Origin of the sequence: Nitrospira tepida (genome assembly GCF_947241125.1) — a bacterium.
Lineage (GTDB): Bacteria > Nitrospirota > Nitrospiria > Nitrospirales > Nitrospiraceae > Nitrospira_G > Nitrospira_G tepida.
This window is the reverse complement of sequence record NZ_OX365700.1, coordinates 855,185-874,898: the sequence shown is the minus strand read 5'-3', so window position 1 is coordinate 874,898 and position 19,714 is coordinate 855,185. Positions and strand designations below refer to the sequence as shown.

16 protein-coding genes are annotated in these 19,714 nt (G+C 57.9%); all 16 read left to right on the top strand.

The genetic code is table 11. The features are described from left to right. The first annotated feature begins 16 nt into the window (after positions 1-16). Entirely contained in the window at positions 17-2,137 is a 2,121-nt protein-coding gene (locus QWI75_RS04175) for a universal stress protein (protein WP_289267433.1), read from the top strand. 163 nt (positions 2,138-2,300) lie between these two features. Then, the gene (locus QWI75_RS04170) at positions 2,301-3,686 is read left to right on the top strand and encodes a radical SAM/SPASM domain-containing protein (RefSeq protein ID WP_289267432.1); all 1,386 of its coding nucleotides are present in this window, start codon (positions 2,301-2,303) and stop codon (positions 3,684-3,686) included. Positions 3,687-3,756: 70 nt separating this feature from the next. Beyond that, entirely contained in the window at positions 3,757-4,149 is a 393-nt protein-coding gene (locus tag QWI75_RS04165; RefSeq protein WP_289267431.1) for a four helix bundle protein, read from the top strand. Between the two features lie 15 nt (positions 4,150-4,164). Further along, positions 4,165-4,698 carry a hypothetical protein gene (locus QWI75_RS04160; protein WP_289267430.1) on the top strand — a complete coding sequence of 178 codons (534 nt, stop codon included), beginning with the start codon at positions 4,165-4,167 and terminating at the stop codon, positions 4,696-4,698. A gap of 114 nt (positions 4,699-4,812) precedes the next feature. After that, positions 4,813-5,373: a Uma2 family endonuclease gene (locus QWI75_RS04155; protein ID WP_289267429.1), complete on the top strand. Its 561-nt coding sequence runs from the start codon at positions 4,813-4,815 to the stop codon at positions 5,371-5,373. A gap of 340 nt (positions 5,374-5,713) precedes the next feature. After that, on the top strand, positions 5,714-5,842 hold the full coding sequence (locus tag QWI75_RS04150) for a hypothetical protein (RefSeq protein ID WP_289267428.1): 129 nt from the start codon (positions 5,714-5,716) through the stop codon (positions 5,840-5,842). 670 nt (positions 5,843-6,512) lie between these two features. After that, on the top strand, positions 6,513-6,737 hold the full coding sequence (locus QWI75_RS04145; RefSeq protein WP_289267427.1) for a hypothetical protein: 225 nt from the start codon (positions 6,513-6,515) through the stop codon (positions 6,735-6,737). Between the two features lie 62 nt (positions 6,738-6,799). Next, positions 6,800-8,416 carry a M4 family metallopeptidase gene (locus tag QWI75_RS04140; protein ID WP_289267426.1) on the top strand — a complete coding sequence of 539 codons (1,617 nt, stop codon included), beginning with the start codon at positions 6,800-6,802 and terminating at the stop codon, positions 8,414-8,416. 57 nt (positions 8,417-8,473) lie between these two features. Continuing rightward, positions 8,474-11,428, top strand: a complete 2,955-nt coding sequence (locus tag QWI75_RS04135) for a two-partner secretion domain-containing protein (protein WP_289267425.1) — start codon at positions 8,474-8,476, stop codon at positions 11,426-11,428. 314 nt (positions 11,429-11,742) lie between these two features. After that, the gene (locus QWI75_RS04130) at positions 11,743-14,022 is read left to right on the top strand and encodes a TonB-dependent receptor plug domain-containing protein (RefSeq protein ID WP_289267424.1); all 2,280 of its coding nucleotides are present in this window, start codon (positions 11,743-11,745) and stop codon (positions 14,020-14,022) included. Positions 14,023-14,101: 79 nt separating this feature from the next. Next, positions 14,102-14,422: a hypothetical protein gene (locus QWI75_RS04125; protein WP_289267423.1), complete on the top strand. Its 321-nt coding sequence runs from the start codon at positions 14,102-14,104 to the stop codon at positions 14,420-14,422. Positions 14,423-14,495: 73 nt separating this feature from the next. Next, positions 14,496-14,837: a hypothetical protein gene (locus QWI75_RS04120; protein ID WP_289267422.1), complete on the top strand. Its 342-nt coding sequence runs from the start codon at positions 14,496-14,498 to the stop codon at positions 14,835-14,837. Positions 14,838-14,876: 39 nt separating this feature from the next. Further along, the gene (locus QWI75_RS04115; RefSeq protein WP_289267421.1) at positions 14,877-15,941 is read left to right on the top strand and encodes a TOMM precursor leader peptide-binding protein; all 1,065 of its coding nucleotides are present in this window, start codon (positions 14,877-14,879) and stop codon (positions 15,939-15,941) included. Then, positions 15,925-17,265 carry a YcaO-like family protein gene (locus tag QWI75_RS04110; protein WP_289267420.1) on the top strand — a complete coding sequence of 447 codons (1,341 nt, stop codon included), beginning with the start codon at positions 15,925-15,927 and terminating at the stop codon, positions 17,263-17,265. Before QWI75_RS04115 ends, QWI75_RS04110 begins: the two co-directional genes overlap by 17 nt. Before the next feature lie 10 nt (positions 17,266-17,275). Then, a complete protein-coding gene (locus QWI75_RS04105) occupies positions 17,276-18,094 on the top strand; it encodes a SagB/ThcOx family dehydrogenase (RefSeq protein WP_289267419.1) in 819 nt (272 codons plus the stop codon). A gap of 3 nt (positions 18,095-18,097) precedes the next feature. Beyond that, positions 18,098-19,573: a Dyp-type peroxidase gene (locus QWI75_RS04100; protein WP_289267418.1), complete on the top strand. Its 1,476-nt coding sequence runs from the start codon at positions 18,098-18,100 to the stop codon at positions 19,571-19,573. The last annotated feature ends 141 nt before the right edge of the window (positions 19,574-19,714 follow it).

The following is a 19,714-nucleotide window of genomic DNA, read 5'->3' as shown; positions in this document are numbered from 1 at the left end:
CTGTAGGAGGCTGCTGATGTACAAGACCATCTATATCCCGGTCGACAATTCGGACCATTCCAATACCGCCGTCGACCTGGGGATTGAGCTGGCCAAGTCGTTCGGTTCCAAGGTGGTGGGGAGCCACGTCTATGCCGCCAAAATGCACGATAAACGCTTCAAGCAAATGGAGGCCGGGCTTCCCGAGGAATATCACGACGAGAAGGAACTGGACCGCCAGCGGCAGATCCACGACTCGTTGATCACCCGCGGCCTCCAAATCATCACCGATTCCTATCTCGATTACGTGGATAAGAAGTGCACCGAGGCCAACCTGCCGCTGGAGCGCAAGTCGCTGGAAGGCCGCAATTGGAAGGTCCTCGTCGAGGACATCGCCACCAGCGGGTACGACCTCGTCATCATGGGGGCCTTGGGAGTCGGCGCCGTCAAAGACAGCGTGATCGGCAGCAACACCGAACGGGTCATCCGGCGCGTCCGGACCTCCGACATGTTCATCGTGAAGGACACCAAACCCCTCGGCGAAGGCAAGATCGTCGTGGCAGTGGACGGGAGCCCCTATTCCTTCGGTGGCCTGATGACGGGCCTGGCCCTGGGCAAGGCGCTGAACCGGCCGGTTGAGGCCATTTCAGCCTTCGATCCCTATTTCCACTATGCCGCCTTCCACAGCATCTCGGGCGTGCTCAACGAGGAAGCCGGCAAGGTGTTCCGGTTCAAGGAGCAGGAAAAGCTCCACGAAGAAATCATCGACAGCGGGCTCGCCAAGATCTACCAATCCCACCTGGACATCTCCCGCGAGGTGGCGCAGGCCGAGAACACGGACATCAAGACCACCCTCCTGGACGGCAAGGCCTTTGAGAAAATCATCCAATATGTCCGGAAGGAAAATCCGTGGCTGCTGATCGTCGGCCGGATCGGCGTCCATAGCGACGACGACATGGATATTGGCAGCAACACCGAAAATCTGCTGCGGAGCGCCCCCTGCAACGTATTGGTGTCGAACCGCAAATACGTGCCGCCGATCGACACGCAGGCCGAATACACGATCGCCTGGACGGAGGAGGCGCTGCGCCGGATGGAGAAGATTCCGGTGTTCGCGCGCGGCGTCGCCAAGACCGCCATCCATCGGTACGCGATCGAAAAGGGCCACACCATCATCAGCAATTCGGTGGTGGATGCGGCGGTCGGCCACATCCTGCCGAAGGGCGCGATGGACGCGATGCGGGCGCTTGGCGCAGGTTTGGACGCTTCGGGCGTGGACCGGGACAAGATGCAGGCTGATACCGCTGTCGCCCAGGACCTGATGGGTAATACGCTCAGCGGCATGATGACGCAGATCGTCGAGGAAAAACCGGCCGCGACCAAGGCCAACCAGGCTTACCTCGACCGGATGAGCCAGAACTATTTCGTGTGCGATGGGTGCGGCTACGTCGGCAAGGGCGAGACGCCGGTGAAGTGCCCCGTGTGCGGCGCCGAAGGGGCGCGGTTCAAGCAGGTCGACAAGTCGATCTTCGAGGCCGCCGCCAAGGCGGAGGGCGCCGTGGAAACCGAGCTGGCCTACGACGATGTGCCGATGCAATGGACCAAGGAGGCCAAGGAGGCCATCCGCGCCGTGCCGGCCGGATTCCAGCGCCGGCGCGCCAAGGCCAAGATCGAAAAGACCGCCCGCAAGCTCGGCATGACCACGATCACGCTCGAATATGCCGCGCCCATGATCCAAGAGGCGGCCTCGGAGGAGTACAGCCCGATTTTCGCGAACAAGGGCGCCGGCACCTCGGCAGAGGCCGAAGCCTTGCTTAGGAGTGCCTCCGGCACGAACGGGACAAATGGAACCCAGGCTCAACCGGCCGCTGCACCGGATGCCGGTCCGTCCGCGACCAGCGGACCCGCGCAGCCGGCGGCTCCGACCGACCGCTATATCTGGACGGCGGACGCCCAGGCGAGGCTTGAGCGGGCTCCCGAAGGATTCATGCGAGACTGCACGAGAGCCCTGATCCTCCGCCATGCGGAGAGGATCGGAACCACCACGATCACGCTTGAGGTCGCGAACGAAGGCATCGAGGAATCCAAGAAGTACATGGAGGAGGCCCTCAAGACGGGCAACCTCAAAACCATCATCGCGGACCTCACAGGCAAGTGAGCGTCATTCGTCAACCGGCAATCGTCAAAAGGGACGAGCGTCAGGCTCCAACCTTGATCGTCAATCGCGGAAGTGAAGTATGGTGTTCTGAGTCCATCCCCCCGGTTCCTGGCGAATGACGGATGTCGAATGACGATTGACGCTTTTTCTCAATAATCAAGACATGGGTAAATCGCTGCCGATTCTGAATATCTCCGGTTTGGCCGACCAGCTTGGGTCATTTGCCGGGCAGATCCAGAAGTTCATGTCCGGCCCCTTGCCGACCCCCGGTCCCGGCGACGGGCGCACCGTCGATGACTTCAAGCCCTACCTGATCGCGCTCAACCTCACCAAGCGTTGCAACCTCAAGTGCGCGCATTGCTACCTGGATGCCACGACGAAGGCCGGCGGCGCGTCCGACGAACTCACGACCCAGGAATCCTTCCGTTTGATCGACCAGATCGCGGAGGTCAATCGCGGCTGCCTGCTCGTCATCACCGGCGGCGAACCGTTGGTCCGCCCGGACATTCTCGATATCGCGCGGCACGCGGTCGCCAAGGGATTCATCGTCGTGTTTGGCACCAACGGCATGCTGATCGACGACCGGATGGCCAAGACGCTCGTGGAGATCGGCGTCATGGGCGTGGGCATCAGCATCGACTCCCTCGACAAGGAGAAGCACGACCGGTTCCGGGGCGTGCCGGGCGCCTGGGAAGAGGCCGTGGCCGGCATCGAAGCCTGCAAGCGCAACGGACTTCAGTTCCAGGTGCATTTCAGCGCGCAGCCGATGAACTATCAGGAACTGCCGCAGGTGATCGACTGGGCGCATGGATTGGGGGCCAGGGTCGTCAACATCTTCTTCATGGTCTGCACCGGCCGGGGCGAAGAGCTGACCGATATCACGCCGACCCAATATGAAGAGGTCCTCGCCTATCTGGTGGACTGCCAGGACAAATATAAGGACATGCTGGTGCGGGCCCGCTGCGCTCCGCATTTCAAGCGGTTGGCGTATGAGAAGGACCCGAACTCCCCGCTCACCAAGGCGACCGGCTACATGGGCGGCGGCTGCCTGGCCGCGACCAATTATGCCAGGGTGACCCCCAACGGCGAGCTGACCCCCTGCCCCTACATGCCGCTCTCCGCCGGCAACGTGCGGGAGAGCAGCTTCGTGGACCTGTGGGAGCGCTCGCCGATCTTCGACTCGTTCCGCTATCCCCATCTGAAAGGGAGATGCGGCGATTGCGAATACAGCGAGATCTGCGGCGGCTGCCGCGCGCGCCCCTATGTCGATCACGGCGATTGGCTCGACGAGGATCAATGGTGTCTCTACACCCCGAAGGGAGGCGAGAAGGTTCAGGTGGCCTTCAACACGCCGGAAGAGTCCGAAGTCGCCTGGGATGAGGCGGCGCAACTCCGTCTCAGCCGGATTCCCTACTTCCTTCGCGCCATGGTGAAGAAAGGCGTCGAACGGCACGCGCGCGAACAGGGCCTGCCCATCGTGACCGTGGAGCTGATGGAAGAGCTGCGCAAGAAGCGCTTCGGGAACGACGCGCCGGTGTTCAAATTCTAGCGTCAATCGTCACTCGTCATCCGTCAATAGGCGCCGCGTGAAGGCCATTACGTCCTTCGAGGACCTGGATGTGTGGATCGTCGGGAGAGACATCAGGAGGGAATTGTACAACCTGGCCGCCCGTCTCCCGAAGCAAGAGCAATACGTCATTGCGCAACAGATTCGTGCTGCTTCGATTTCACTCACCTCCAACATCGCAGAAGGATATGGACGATTTCATTACAAAGAGAACGTCCAGTTCTGCCGTATCGCGAGGGGATCAGCTTACGAATTGTTGGACCACCTGATCACTTGCAAAGACTTGGGCTACCTGGATGACCAAGGGCATGACACACTCCGATCGAAGCTACTGCGCTTTATTCAATTGGTGAACGGCTACATTCGCAGCATCGGCAAATCGGCTCGCACGGACGATGTCAAGCCTCCGCTGGCAAGTCTTCCACGTTTGACCAATGACGATTGACGCTTGACGAACTCCATGACCGCCCTCACGAACATCGCCACCGACCTCAACACCCTCCTGCCGATCGTCAACCATTGGCTGCACCTGGCGTCGGCGGTCATTTGGATCGGCGGGTTGGCCTTTCTCGTCATGGTCGTCACGCCGGGCCTCCAGAAATCGGTCCCCAAGGAATACGTCAAGCCGCTGGCCGATATCTTCTACCGCCAGTACAAGAAGATCATCGGCATCGTGCTGGTCGTCATCCTGTTCACCGGCGGCCTGAATCTCCATTTCATCAACAAGATGATGGTGGCCCAACTGGGAGAGACCGGCGGGGTCGCCCACAATGCGAAGTACCTGACAATCTTCTTCATCAAGCTCTCGCTGGTGCTGGTCGTCCTGACCCTCTACCTCTACACCGTGGTCTTCAAGACGGAAGCCTCGGGGGACGAGGATGCCGAGGAGCGCCAGGAGCAGTACGAAGAACCGGTCCCGTTTCAAAAACTGGGGCTGGTCCTGGGCCTCTTCATCATCCTCTGCGCCGCCGCTCTGAAATACCTGCATTTCTGACCAGTCTCGACGGGACCCGCTGCTTCTGCTCCCGCGGGAAGGCTATTCTTGAGTTTTATCGGACTGCTTGCTACCCTTTCGTTAGTTGCTCCGATGGCATAGCGAAGGGATTTCATGTCGCCTCAAACCCACCGAGTCAAGCTGACTTACGGGGATTATCTCTCCTTCCCCGAGGACGGGAAGCGCCATGAACTGATCGATGGAGATCACTACGTGACCCCCTCGCCCAACACGAAACATCAGACCGTCTCGTCGAATCTCCATCGAATTCTCGCTGGATTCGTCCATGACAAGCAGATGGGCCGGGTCTTTGCCGCGCCCTATGACGTCGTCCTGTCCGAGACGGACGTCCTTCAGCCTGATTTGGTCTTCGTGTCCTCCTCACGATCCTCGATCATCACCGAATCCAATACCCAGGGCGCCCCGGATCTCTTGATAGAAATCCTATCCGACAGCAGCCGTAAGACGGACGAAATCGTCAAGCGGAAGCGCTATGAAACCTTCGGGGTGCAGGAATATTGGGTGGCGGATCCGGTCCTCGAAACGATGAAGGTCTATCGCATGACGGATCGCGGCTACGCCCGCGTCGCGGAGCTGACTAAGGAAGAGAATCATTCGCTCGTCACACCGCTCCTGCCTTCCCTAAGCATTCCAATCGCGGAAGTCTTCGCATAGACCCGAGTCGCGCTGGAAATATATGCATTTCTGTTCGTTGCTCTAAAAATACTCCGATTACGCTTCCGCAATGCCGCAGAGGGCGGAGCGCCCTGTCATATCATAAATCCCACAGTTTCCCTCCAAGTGTATCCAAGTAGATACCGTCCGCAGAGACATTTCGATACAGTGCATCCAGACCTAGTCGGTTCTCCGATCAGATCCGTTCGACTCTCCGGAACGGCCGACACCCATCTCGCGAAAAGTTTCCGCCACGTTAGACCTTGACGGTCGAGACCTCGCCGAGTCTCTGCCAACAGGGCACGGCCATTGCTCTTTCCCGCGTCAAGCGGAGAGGTCGATGATCAAACGGCCGGCAACACCCAACCGTCAGCCTCTTGAAGGAGCAGAGCGACTCGTGTGGGAATTTGTCGGACTTGTGGCGCTGCTGCTGACGATCGCCGGCGTGGTCATCGTGCTGTGGCGCTGATCCAGGCAAAGCGCCGAGCCGGTCACACCATCCACCGTCGACGACAGACGGCGGTGGACCGAGGGGGTCTTCTGGACCGTGCCCATCCAGTCGATCTGGCCGCCTCAGGAGCTTTGCCGTTGAGCCGCGTCCCGAGGACGACTCCGGGACGCGGCTCTCCTTCTCCGCGATCGACTGTGCCGCAAGGACTGGACTGAATGAACGACGGGAAATGCGAAGCGCGAAGGGGGACGGAATGAATAGGCGCTAACCAGCGTGAGTAGGGCCGTTCGGCCCTAGCCGGACTAGGGATAGCCAAAACTCTCGAAAGGGCCTATCTACCCATCCCCCATCTCTGATTTCCCTGTCGTGTTGCTCTTGCCCGGTCTTTCCTTCCCGACCGAGCGGAGCAGAGGAGTTGGCCATGACGTTCTCCCCGGGCCAACAGGACTTCTCAGCGAATCGCGGCGACTGCAGCCCATACTGGTTATCGCCACTCACCCCGCTCACAGGAGGAACTCTCATGTTCGCACCCAACTTACTTCGTGTCGTGCTTGTCTTGGCATTCGTGATCTTGTCCGGCTCCGCTTACGCAGGCCATATCAAACCTTGCTGTGCGTGTAGTGCCACCTGTCCAACTGATGGCTCCTGCACTTGTGGATGCGGCTGCTCAGACGCAAATGGGAAAAAGGTGTGCCTGAAATCGATCGACCCGGACAAGCGCCAAGCCACCTTCACCAAATCCACCCCGGATGGTGAACCGATTATCTTCCCCCTCATAGATCTGGACGTGCTGGACGGAATGAAGCCCGGCGACTGCGGGCTCATCAGTGTTGATGAGCAGGTGGTCTGTACCGGCTTCATGAAAGAACCCCAAGCCCAACAGTCCAGCATGAATCCCATGGCACAACAGTGAGGCCTCCATTTCTTTTGCAGGGTCCGTATCAGGCTGGGTGGTAATCGACGGGGGTGGGTTACATGCGACTGGGATTACCGTTTGCCATCACACTTTTCTGTTGTTCGCCTGGCCTGCCCCAGGCGGGCCAGGCTGCGCCGGAACAGACTGTACATGCATCTCACAACACTCAGGCAGACGAGACAACGCGAAGTTCCACATCCTTAAAGACCACACGTGCTCGCAATCGTGGCGAAGACAAGTTGAATCGTGAGGCTTCTTCAGCAGTTTGGAAATTTCTAGAACAAGAAGGAGAAAAGGGAGACATCACGGACGTCCACAAAGACATCAGCATCGCTCGCATCGAAGCTGACCCGAATTTTCCGGATCGCCGTATCGTACGTGCTCAGCAAATGGTGCGTGGGGTACCGGTTTTCGGCGACCAAACAACCTTTGTGGTCAAGCCATCGAAGGGTGTCGTCAGCTCATCGAACAGTCTGCCGCTGACTCCTGATCTCGCAAGCGTTGACACGACCCCAACGATAAGCTGGCTCGATGCGGTCGGACGAGCAATCGAAACTTATCGCAAGGTAAAAAGGTCTGCTCGCCTTCGCGCATGCCAGACTCCAACTGAGTCATGCTCAATCACACCCCAATTGCTGATATTCGATCCGACAAGGGTGGGACTTAAAGCCGGCGCTAGGCGACTCGCGTGGCTGATTCGCCTGGACACGTTCGTCATGTTTATCGATGCCCACGATGGCTCGCTGATATTCAGGTACAGCGACCTTCAGTCAGCCCGTCATCGCCTGACCTATGACCTCGATGGCGGAGTAGACTTGGGCCACGGGTTGGTTCTGGTCGAGAACGTTCCGGTGCCTGGAGCAACCATTTCACACGATGCGAAAACCGCACATAGCGGCGCTGCTAAGGCTTACAGCTTCTTCAGCAAGCTTGGACGCGACAGCTATGACAATGGCGGTGCAAAGATCGAATCGAATGTGCGCGTCGACAACGATTCATATGGCCAGTGGCATGTAGGCGCACAAATGCTGGTCTATCGCCCACAAGTTCCCGACGCGTTGGATATTATTGGCCACGAGTTCACCCATGGCGTCATCCAACATTCCGCCGGATTGCAATATTTGGGAGAGGCAGGAGCCCTCAACGAGTTTTTTGCCGACTATTTCGGGGCCGAGATCGAAGGGGCATTTCAAACCCATAATTGGACGATCGGCGAGGGATTGCATCTCCCCGAAGGACCGCTGCGCAATATGGCGAATCCCCACGATGGCGGGTTTGACCCAAAGGATGGTCCATGGCCATGGAACCGCGGGCAACCCGACCATTATACGGAAAAGGTCACGCCCGCCGATAACATCTGCAAATTCAGTTCGCATGCTGAAAAGGCAAGCGGATGCATCCATCTCAACAGCGGTATTTTCAACAAGGCTGCGTATCTAGCTGCTGCCGGAGGCATTCATCATGGCGTATCCGTCAAAGGCATCGGACGGAAAAAATTAACCAGAATACTGTACGCGACACTGGAGGAGCGGCTCGATCCTTCATCCGACATGAATACGGCCGTGCAAGCGATCGTGGCTTCCTGCAAGGATCTAATAGGCCGATATCGGATCAGTGCCGCCGATTGTGCCGAGGTGAAGAACGCGTTCGCGGCCGTTGGTCTTCCGGTCCCGTAATTCCAGAATCCCGTCTGATCCAGGATAGAGCGTCTGGAGGAGGGAAGGAGTCTGATCATGATGGGCACACATGGTCTTGAACCATTCACGCCCCGCCGGCATGTCTATGCGATCTTCTTCCTGCTCGGCCTGCTGTTACCGTGGCCCCATGTGTCACGTGTCCTAGCCCAGGCACCTCCTGCAATTACCCCTACCGTAGGGCCTGGAAACCTCGGAACGATCGTGACTCCAAATGGAAACGTCCATACCATCACGGGGGGCAGCCGGCCTGGAAATGGCGCGAACCTCTTTCATAGCTTTGGGCAGTTCAATGTCCCGGCCAACAACATTGCCAACTTCTTGAATGAGACCCCTGCGCTGCCCACGACCAACATTCTCGGCCGGGTGACCGGCGGGAACGTCTCCTCGATCTTCGGGACCATTCAAACCACCGGGTTCGGCAACGCCAACTTGTTCCTGATGAACCCGGCCGGGTTTCTGTTCGGCCCCACGGCCACGCTCAACGTCGGCGGCATGGTCACGTTCACCAGCGCCGACTATCTGCGTTTCGGCGACAATGCAAAATTCTATGCCGCGCCCAGCATGGACCCCGGCTCGCTCCTGAGCATCGCGCCGGTCGCGGCCTTCGGCTTTCTCGGGTCGAACCCCGGCGCCATCACCGTGCAAGGCAGCCAACTCTCGGTCGCGCCCGGTCAAGGTCTCTCCCTCATCGGCGGGAACATGGCGATCGAAGGGGCGGTGCTGGCACCCAATCAGGTTCAACCCGCCCGTCTCACGGCCCCTGGGGGTCCCATCACGCTTGTGAGCGTGGCGTCACCCGGGGAAGTGGGCCTCAAGGGCGCAGGAGGACAACCAGCCGAACCGACATGGAACGGATTCACCAAATTTGGGACCATCTCGCTTTCTCAAGGAGCGAGTCTTGATACAAGCGCCGACGCAGCCGGGCACGTCGTGATTCGCGGCGGGCAATTCACGATGGAAGACGCGTCGATCAAGGCGATCTCAGAGAACGGCATCACTGCCGCCACCACGAATGCCTCCCCCACAATTTCAATCACGGCTGAGACTGTCACGCTGAACAATGGCGCCTACATTACGGCGGATACGCTCGGGACCGCGCCGGCAGGGGATATTGCGCTTAACGTGGGGACGATGACCACACGAGCCGGGGTCAATCGCGTACCGCTCAACCCCAATGACAACGATATCGTCGCAGGGAACCTAATCGCCAGCGATAGCTGGAGTCTGAATAGCGATGCAGGGCCGGCCGGCAACATCACGATTCAAGGGATCGACGGCCAGGGCACCGCTGCGACCAGCGTGCTCCTCAGGGATAGTTCGATCAGCTCAAGGATATTCGGAGGTTCACCTGAGGCAAGTCGTTCTCTGATCACTATCAGCGCCGATTCTCTGGTCCTGACAAACGAGGGATTGCCTGGCGGTGGAGCTGCAGCAACCATCGTGGCCAATACGATCGGCCCCGCCCCCGCAGGGAATATTGCCTTCAATGTGAACACCATGCTCGGGAATGTGAACCCGGATGAGACGAGGATTGAAGGGGCCAGAACGGTCTTTATCGTGACGAGCAATAATCCAGGCAGTACGGCCGGACCGACCGGCAACATTATTATCTCGGGGATTCGTCCCGAGTCTACCGATGCAGCCAGACTCGTGGCCCTCGACAGCACCTTTATCAGTGCGGGAGCGGATGGCGGGACCGCGAGCACCCCACCAGGGAATATTACGATCACGACGGATACCTTGAGTCTGGCCAACGACGCCGGAATCGTGACAGCGACGTTCGGAGAGGCGCCCCCGCCGGCTGGCGATATTACGCTCAACGTCAATACGCTGCGCGCCCATACAAGACCGGATGGAACCCTGATCAATGCCCTGCCCCAAAGCTTCCTGGCGAGTGTCAGCTTATCTGGACAGGCGGGCAACATCATCATATCCGGTGTCGGCTCCGAAACCACCGATGCCGCGAAGGTGCTCCTGCTCAATAATCTGGAGCTGAACACGGTCGTCTTCGGCGGAAACAGCACAACCACGCCGGCCACAATCATGGTCACGGCAGAAAGCATCCAACTGACCAACAGCAAGAACATCAAGACCAATACGAGCGGAGCTGCTCCAGCGGGGAATATCAATTTCAACGCCACTACCTTCTCTGCCGATCAGGGCACGAGAGTCAGCAGCAGCACATCGGGGCCGGGACCAGGCGGCGCCATCTCGATCACAGCCGGCCAATCCGTCGCGCTGGACCACGGCAGTTCCATCACCGCGAGCAGCACCGGCCCAGCCGATGCAGGCGACATCACGATCAATGCGGGCCGGACCTTCACCAGCACCAACAGCTCCGTGACGACGGAGGCGGCGCAGGCCAGCGGCGGGAACATCACGATCCTCGCGACGGACAGCGTACGGCTCATCAACAGCCAGCTCAACGCCTCCGTCCAGGGCTCCGCAACGACGGTGGGCGGCAACATCGTCATCGATCCACAAGCCGTCATCTTGCAAAACAGCCGGATCGTGGCCAATGCCACGCAGGGACAGGGCGGCAACATCTCGATCACGACTCAGTCGTTCCTCGCGGACGCGACCAGCGTCATTGACGCCTCGTCCCAGTTCGGCATCAGCGGCACGGTGAACATCCAATCCCCGACTTCGCAGATGGCGGGCCGGCTGGTCGCCTTGCCGAACAATCCGCTGACCGCTACGGCGCTGCTCAGCCAGCGCTGTGCCGCCTTGGCGCAGGGCGGCCAGTTCAGCAGTTTTGTGATGGCGGGGCGTTACGGAGTGCCTCCTGAACCGGGGGGCTGGTTGGCCAGCCCATTGATGCTGGACGGCACGGCCTCGGGGCCCGTGGCGCAGGACGGGCATCCATCATTCGAGAATGATCAAAGCGGTTCGTTCTCCGGTCGAGAAATCCTGTCGATCCGTCGCTGGCCGGTAGCCGGAACGACGACGCGGTTCGCATCGATAGGCTGGACGGGAGACTGCGGCTCATGATTCGTGGCGCTCACGCGCAGTGGAATGAGCCCGTCACCAGGACACAGGGTCCATTTGGCTCGGCAAGGGGACGGTTGGCGAACGGTTCGAAAACTCGTGGGTCGGAATAACCGCTGCGAAAGCTTACCGGCAGGGCATTAGCCGGATACTATCCCATATTTTCGATGAGACGACAAGAGCCGAACGGCTCTAGAAAATTAAGGCCTTGCCAAACGAACCTAAAGGGTTTACGTATAACGCCCTCATCGGTGAGGCCGGTCCTGTTCTTTCCTCCCTCCTCGGACCAGGAGGAGAAGAAAGAGAGTTAGCCGCAGATGGCTGCTCGGTTGCCGGAACATCGCTGCTCTCGCCCTCGCTCGATCATGGGCGTCGCCCGCTCTCAATGGCAGAACATTCTCGTTTTCCGATGGCTGACAAGTTGGCCACTTCAACTCGCGTCGCTCGCATTCTCTCTGACCGGTTTGTGCATAGCCATAGTGCCGGCACAAGCTGAGGACCCAGCTTCTTCTCAACAAGAAGGGGCTTCTCGACCTGGACCGAAAGCAGGCCCCGAGGCTACCGGCACCCCGGATGATATGACCAAGCTGATTGAGGAAGAGCGGAAAGTGGTCCTTCAAGAAGGAAGCGCATCAATCGCCAGGGGGATGTATCCAGGCAAACCTCAGCCCATCTCCGAAGCCCCGTCGAACGTGTATGTCATTACCGACGACGATATCCGGCATTCCGGCGCCATCGACATCCCCACCATCCTACGCCGCATCCCGGGGATTGACGTGATGCAAGTCAACGGAGCCGACTTCAACGTGGCCGCCCGCGGAAACAACCAGTTGCGAGCCAACAAGATGCTCGTGCTGGTGGATGGGCGGTCTATCTATTTAGACTCCCAGGGTGAAGTGTTGTGGAAAAACATTCCGGTCACGCTGCCGGAGATCAAGAGGATCGAAGTGTTGAAAGGTCCGGCGGCTGCCTTGTACGGCTTTAATGCCTTCGACGGGGTCATCAATATCATCACCAAATCGGCCGCCGAGATGAAAGGCGTCACCCTCCAGTTCGGCGGCGGAGAGTACGGCACGATCTCAGGCGCCGCCATTGTCGCCGGCGTGCACAACAAGTTTGGCTATCGCCTCTCGTACGGCCACAATCAAACCAATAGCTGGAATAACAGAGACTCGTTGGCCTTCCGCAACAATCTGTTCAATGGCCAACTCGAATATGCCATGCCTGGCGATGCGAAGCTCACACTCCAGGGCGGCATTGCTGATTCCAACCGCTACGATGGTCCGATTGTGGATGTCACCGCCATCACCCAACAGCCGATGCAGCGCTATGCCAGCGCCGTGTATGACCGGCCAAACTTTTTCATCCGAGCCTTCTGGACCGGCAACCACCAACCTGGGACAGTCGGGGCTAATCCATTAGTCTCGAATAACATCAGATTCGTGGATCAGAACGGAACCTCGGCTCACTTCTTGGAGGCCAACAGCTATAACATTGAAGCCCAGCATGCCATTGACCTGTGGATCGGGAACCGCCTCACCTATGGGGTCAACTATCGCCATAATACGGCAAAGGGGAATTTCACCGACGGGCATGAAGACCGCGTGGGTCTCTACCTGCAAGACGAGTGGCGCTTGACCCAGTCACTCACGGCCGTCGGAGGTCTTCGCTATGACATGGACACGTTCATCAATCCGACGATCAGCCCACGCTTTTCGCTCCAGTGGCGCCCCCTGGAGAACCACAGCTTCCGGGCAGGGGTTTCAGTCGGGTATCGGCCGCCCACCCTTTTTGAGACCCAAACAGCCAATTTTGGTTGTATCAGTCCTCGCATCCCCTTCTCACCATCGCTCGCCCCCTGCCAAGTGGGCGTCAACCCGTTCACCGGTGAAACTCGGACCACGCTGAATGGAAACCGGAATCTCGCGCCCGAGCAGATTATTTCCTACGACGCGGGCTATCAGGGCTGGTTCTGGAAGCACCGGCTGCGGGTGCGGGCTGATCTGTTCTTCAATCACATTTCGAATCTGATCAGCATCGCCTCGGTCGGCCCTGGAACCAACAGCTTTGCCAACGGTGGCACTCAGGGAGCGATCGGTCAGGGAGGAGGCGCGGCGGATATCTATGGGGGCGAGGTCGGCATCGAAGCCCAAATCACGACTTGGCTCTCCGGTTTGGCGAACTATACTTACCAGGACATCGGGCAAACCTATACCACCGGTAATACTGCTCAGGCAAACCGGGTGGCAAGAGGGGCTCCCCAGCACAAGGTCAATGCGGGCGTGCGGGCAGACTTTGACAATGGGGTGAACGGGGAGGCGCTCGTCCACTATGTCAGCTCGGCGACGTATCCCCTGGACCCGGGCTTCGTCGGATTTACGTTCTTTGGCGCGCCACTGCCACCGAGCGCCACTGTCGGCAGCTATGTCCTGTTGAATCTGCGCGGCGCCTACAAATTCTGGCGGGAGCGGCAAACGGGACGAGAAGCGGAAGTGGCCGTGACCGCGTTCAACGCGCTGAACGATAAACATAAGGAGCATCCGCTCGGCGAAACCATCGGCAGCCGGGTCATGGGGTGGCTCACAGTGAAATATTGACGATCGATAGACAGCGGGTTACTTGCACAGGTCTGCGATACTCTGGTCGTTCAGCTACACATCAAAAGGAGGGAAGACGATGGGACAGAAGCCACCAGCAGCAGGGGACAAGCTAAAGGATATTTTGCCGTTCGATCCATACCAAAACGGCGGTCGAATCCCAGGAACCAATCCTCCTCGCAACTATGTCTGGAAGGATAAATACAATGTCGTCACCCGCGGGGATCTCATGCGCCTAGTCGGCTGGATGCCCCTAGACGGTCGCGGCAATGAGAATCCGACTCTTTCCGACCCCCTTAAAGCGCTTGACGTACAAGATATGCAGGCGCTTACGGAAATGCTCGGCCATTTCAATGGCATGAAATACGCGGGGGTGTATTTCTGCTGCACCTGCACTTGAACGTACAGCGTGGCCGCACAAGTCGGCAACGATCTCGTGACTATTACACTATTCAGCACACAGGGAGGGCCCTATGGCGCGCGATCCAAATGCACCCAATCCGATGGACACGTTGGACGACATTCTGTTTGAGGACGAAAAAAAAGACGACCCAGCACGGCAAATTGTCTGGCAAACCAAGTTCGGCAAACTGACCAGGGGCGACCTGATGCGGCTCGCCGGTTGGTCGCCGGCAGACTTGCCAGTCAATTATGACGGTGGCCCTTTCACGTCACCAGGAGACCCACGTCCGACCCTGAGCGGCCAGCTTAAGACCCTGAGCGTGAACGATTTCCAGACCCTTGCGCTGGTTCTCCAAAAGCACAACAACATGTCGTACGGCACCTCTGCTTACTTCTGTTGTACCTGCGTATAGTCTTCGACGGAGGCGGGTACACCTTCGGGGAGTAGCAACATGGAACCTCCGCTGCGCTCAATGCCCACGCAAATCATTCCGATCGCCGGCGGCGTCTTGCTCAAACGCGGTTGCACCGAAGTCAAAATCAATGGAGACCGCGCCGCAGCCATCGTGCGGGATGTCTTACTCGCTGCGGCCTTTGAAGAGAAGGCCGGTGAAGAAATCTGTGAACAATTTGCGGAACCTGACCGACCTGTCGTGCGACAGCTCATCAACCAGCTCATCCAACGCCGTTTATTGTTACCCACGAACCGATCACACTTACGCAGCGACGAGCTGGAAGAAGGAGAAGATGTCTTCTATTGGCATTTCGAGTCCTCCTTGCAGGAGGTTCGAAACAGACTGGCGGCGAAGCACCTGGGAATTCTGGGCGTCAACTTTATCAGCCGGCGCCTCATCGCCGAACTTAGAGACTCGGGATTTGAGCATCTTACAATTATCGATCTTCCCATCCTCCGCAATCTCAGGATGTTCGACGTTCCGGACTCGACGCCGAACCTTGGGCAGGGCGAAGGAGACGACTTTCTCTCCTTTGTCGAGTGGGATAGACATCCGGCTCGCTATCCGCTCGACTGCTTGGTCGCAGCCTGCGATTTTGCGGCTGCAGACTGTTTTCGACAGATAAACGCTCTCTGCATAAAACAAGCACTGCCCATGATGCCGGTCATGCTACACAATATGGTGGGCACCGTCGGCCCTTTGATGATCCCTGGCGAAACCCCTTGCTACGAATGTTTTACTTTGAGGGAACACTCGAATCGAGAGGACGCCCACACGGCATCGATCTTCGACCGTATGGCATTTGAGGGTCAAGGGGTGACGGGCTTCCATCCCGTGATGGCCACCGTGTCGGCCGAGGTCGCCTGCTTCGAGTTGATCGGTGTTTTTAGCGACGTGCTCCCCAAGCGCAAGCCCGGAACATTTATCGAAATCAACGTTCTCGCCGGCCAGATGTCGAGGCGGAGAGCGTTGAAGGTGCCCCGATGTCCCGTTTGCGGTCCTGTAGTCGCACACCCCCCCATCTCCATTACGAAGGCGCTGGCAGATGAACGGGCTCTCTAGGCAAATACAGGTCCCCGTGAGACGACTCTTGGATGTTCTCGAAGACCTGCTCGATGACCGGGTAGGGATAATCCGTCATGTGGAAGAGATCAGGCGGGAGCCGGGCGCGCCGGCTTTCTTTCACTACTTGGCTCAAGCCTGCGATGCTCGGCCACTGGGAGGGTATCAGAACTATGCCTCCGGCGGGGGAGCAGCCAGTGAACGAACCTCCGCGCTGGGAAAGGCCGTCGGGGAGGCAATCGAACGGTATTGCTCCGCCTTTTATCGCCTCGACGAATTGCCCTTTTCGCCTTACGCCAGTGCCTCTTTTGATTGCATCCCACCGGAGTCGTTCGCTCTGTATGAGCAGACGCAATATCAAGACCCTGAATTTCCCTATGTGCCCTTCACGGAATCCACTCCGATCCACTGGACCCCATCCGTCGATCTTGCGACAGGCGCCCCTGTTCACGTCCCGGCGGCCATGGTGTTCATGCCGTATCATTTTGATACCGCCGCAGGAGAGCCGCCGTTTTGCCAACGCATTTCCACTGGGCTTGCCTGTCATTGCTCGTTTGAAGAGGCTGCCGTGGGGGGAATCTGCGAGGTCATCGAACGGGATGCGTTTACCATCACCTGGCAAGCGCGTCTTGCCCGGCCCATCATTCTCAGAAAGAGTCTTCCTGCTCCTCTTGCCGATCTGGCCGATCGGATCGAAGCGACTGGAACCAAGCTGACACTTCTGTTTCTCGAAATGGATCACGGCGTACCGACCGTGCTCTCGATCGCAAGCAACACGGAGCCTGATGGCCCGGCGTTGATATTCGCTGCGGCCTCGAGTCTGAATCCCGTGATTGCGGCAAGAAAAAGCATGGAGGAAATAGCTCATACGTGGAGGCTCGCCTATCATTTGAAAGGATCGCCGCCGCTCGTATCGGGCCCAGGCTGCGGCGGGATCACAAGCCAGGACGATCATGTGCATTTCTTCTGTGCACATGAAAACGCGCACTTGGCAAATTTCATCGTCTCGCGTGGCGATCCCGTTCCCTTTGATGCCCTCTCCGATCTCTCGACCGGCGATGCCCGAAGCGATCTTGAAGTGTTGAAGAGTCGTATCGCCTCCCTTGGAGCACGGATCCTGCTGGCCGATCTCACCACGGACGATGTCCGCAACCTCGGGCTTCGAGTCGTCAGAGCGATAATCCCCGGCTTTCATCCGCTCTTCATAGGACATCGGTTGCGTGCTTTAGGCGGGGAACGCCTATGGACAATCCCCCAACGGCTGGGCTACGGCGGCATCACTTGCGCAACTGGCGACAATCCCGCTCCTCATCCTTATCCCTAGGGTCGCATTCATGAAACCCTCACATTGGCAAGATATTCTCGTGCCGCCTGGTGATGACGAAAAGACTTGGGAACTCTTCCACGAAAACTCCAAAATTGGACGCCATAGTTTCGCTGCCCCCGCTGAGGAAGTTAGGAAACGAATGGCCCAATTCTATGAGTCCTTACCCTATGAGGGCTATCCGGTTATTCATTTGCCTTCGGCATCGCCTTTGTCCATTCCGCTCGACAGCGTCCTCACGGCCCGTGCTTCGCACAGGGAGATGTTTCCGGCCACTCTGAGTTTGGAGGACACATCGACTTTCCTTCACTACGCCTATGGCCCGATGAGGAAGAACTCAACCTCGTCCATTCCTCGATCGTTTCGGGCGGTTCCGTCTGGTGGAGCCCTGTACCCGCTGGAGCTGTTCTTCTACAGCAGCCGTGTAGAAGGGCTTGAAGCAGGGTGTTACCATTACAACCCCGACCAGGCCCACGTGCGAAGAGTATTATCGGGCGACCATTCGCCAAGATTGTCACGAGCCCTCGTACAGCCAGATATTATCCACTGCTCTTCGATTCTGTTTTTCATTACCAGCGTCTTCGAACGGACCGTGTTCAAGTACGGGAACCGGGGGTATCGCTTCGCGCTTCTTGAGACCGGTCACGTTGCGCAGAATCTGAATCTGGTGGCTGGCGCGCTCGGATTAGGCTGTCTCAATATCGGAGGGTTTTTCGACAGGGAGGTGGATTCGCTTCTCGGTCTAGATGGATTGAATCAATCGACGCTCTACCTCGTTGCGGTCGGCTCACCCCGGACATCTAACCCTCGATCGGACAAGAAATGGTGACGCATGGCTATCAATCTCGACAATGTCGAACCCATTGATCCGACAGCGGCTGAGTATGCTTCCTTGATGAGCGACCTACAGGGCAATATTCTCAAGGCTCACGGTCGAGACCATACCGCCCATGTATTCATTCGTTTCGGGCCGGATGTTGCCGCCGCAGCATCGTGGATCGGACACTTCGCAGAAACGCATATCACATCGGCAAAACGCCAGCATGAAGAAAGCTTGTTATACCGGGAGGCGGACATTGCGGGTACTTTATTCGGAAACCTGTATTTAACGGCCAGAGGCTATCAAGCGCTTGGCCTGCGCTCGCTTCCCAATGATCCAAAGTTCAGGGCCGGCATGAAGGCTTCTGGACGGGCCCTCCATGACCCTGATCCCAAACTGTGGGAAGAATGCTATCGGGATGACATCCACGCCATGATCCTGCTGGCCGATGATATTGAAGCTCTCATTCTTCGGGAGACGAGACGATTGAGGCATGAGATCGAACATAATCGTGCAGGAACGGTATTGGGCGTCGAATTTGGCAGGGTGCTGCGCAACAAGAATGGCTATCCCATCGAACACTTTGGCTACGTTGACAGCATCAGCCAGCCTCTGTTCTTCAAGACGAAGTCGGACAGCGCAACGGTAAGTGCAAGCTCACCGCAAGAATGGAATCCATACGGTCCATTGAGTCTAGTCCTCGTGCAAGATCCGAATGGGGAGACCCGCGACAGCTATGGGAGCTATCTGGTGTTTCGCAAGCTGGAGCAAGACGTTAGGGGCTTTGAACTGGCAACCAGACAGTTAGCTCGTGCGATCGGCATGACGGAACGGGAGAGCGATCATGCCGGGGCCTTGGTGATCGGTCGGTTCCCCGATGGGCACCCGATCACAACCACCAAGGAGCAGCCTGTGGATAACGAAGTATCTCCGAATGACTACCTCTTCAACGATTTTAACTATGCTCGAGATGATGGGACGAAATGTCCTTTCCATGCGCACATACGGAAGGTCAATCCCAGAGGGGATTCGATTTCGCCTGCGAGGCGAAGATATGGTCCTCTTCGCGAACTGGAGGCCGAGCGACGCCATAGAATTGTCAGACGCGGCATTCCTTACGGAAGGCGGGAAATCGAACCGAAGGATAAGCCCCGCTTGGAAGAGTTGCCGACCAATGGAGTGGGGCTGCTCTTCATGTGTTTCCAAAGCGATATCCAGGAGCAATACGAGTTTCTCCAAGCACGTTGCGCCAATGATGAACAGTTTCCCGTCGCTAAGACCGGAGTTGATCCTCTTATCGGGCAAGGTGGGAACGGTCAATCTCAGTTATGGCCGAAAGGATGGGGTGAACCGACGACCACGCCCTTCAACTTCATGGGTTATGTGCACTTGCTGGGAGGAGAATATTTCTTTGCGCCTAGCATCAGCTTTCTCAAGAAACTGTCTCAGTCAGCGGGGCGCCAAGGGAGACCTTCACCTTACCGTTAACCGATCATTGCATGCGTTTGCCGAAGAATCGCTCCTTGGCATGTTCCCTCCCTCTTGATGTTCCAATTGTTCCGCAATCTGTGCCTTGCGTTCGGCGAACGCCATCACCCCGTGGATGGAAAGGCCGCGAAACCCTGCTTT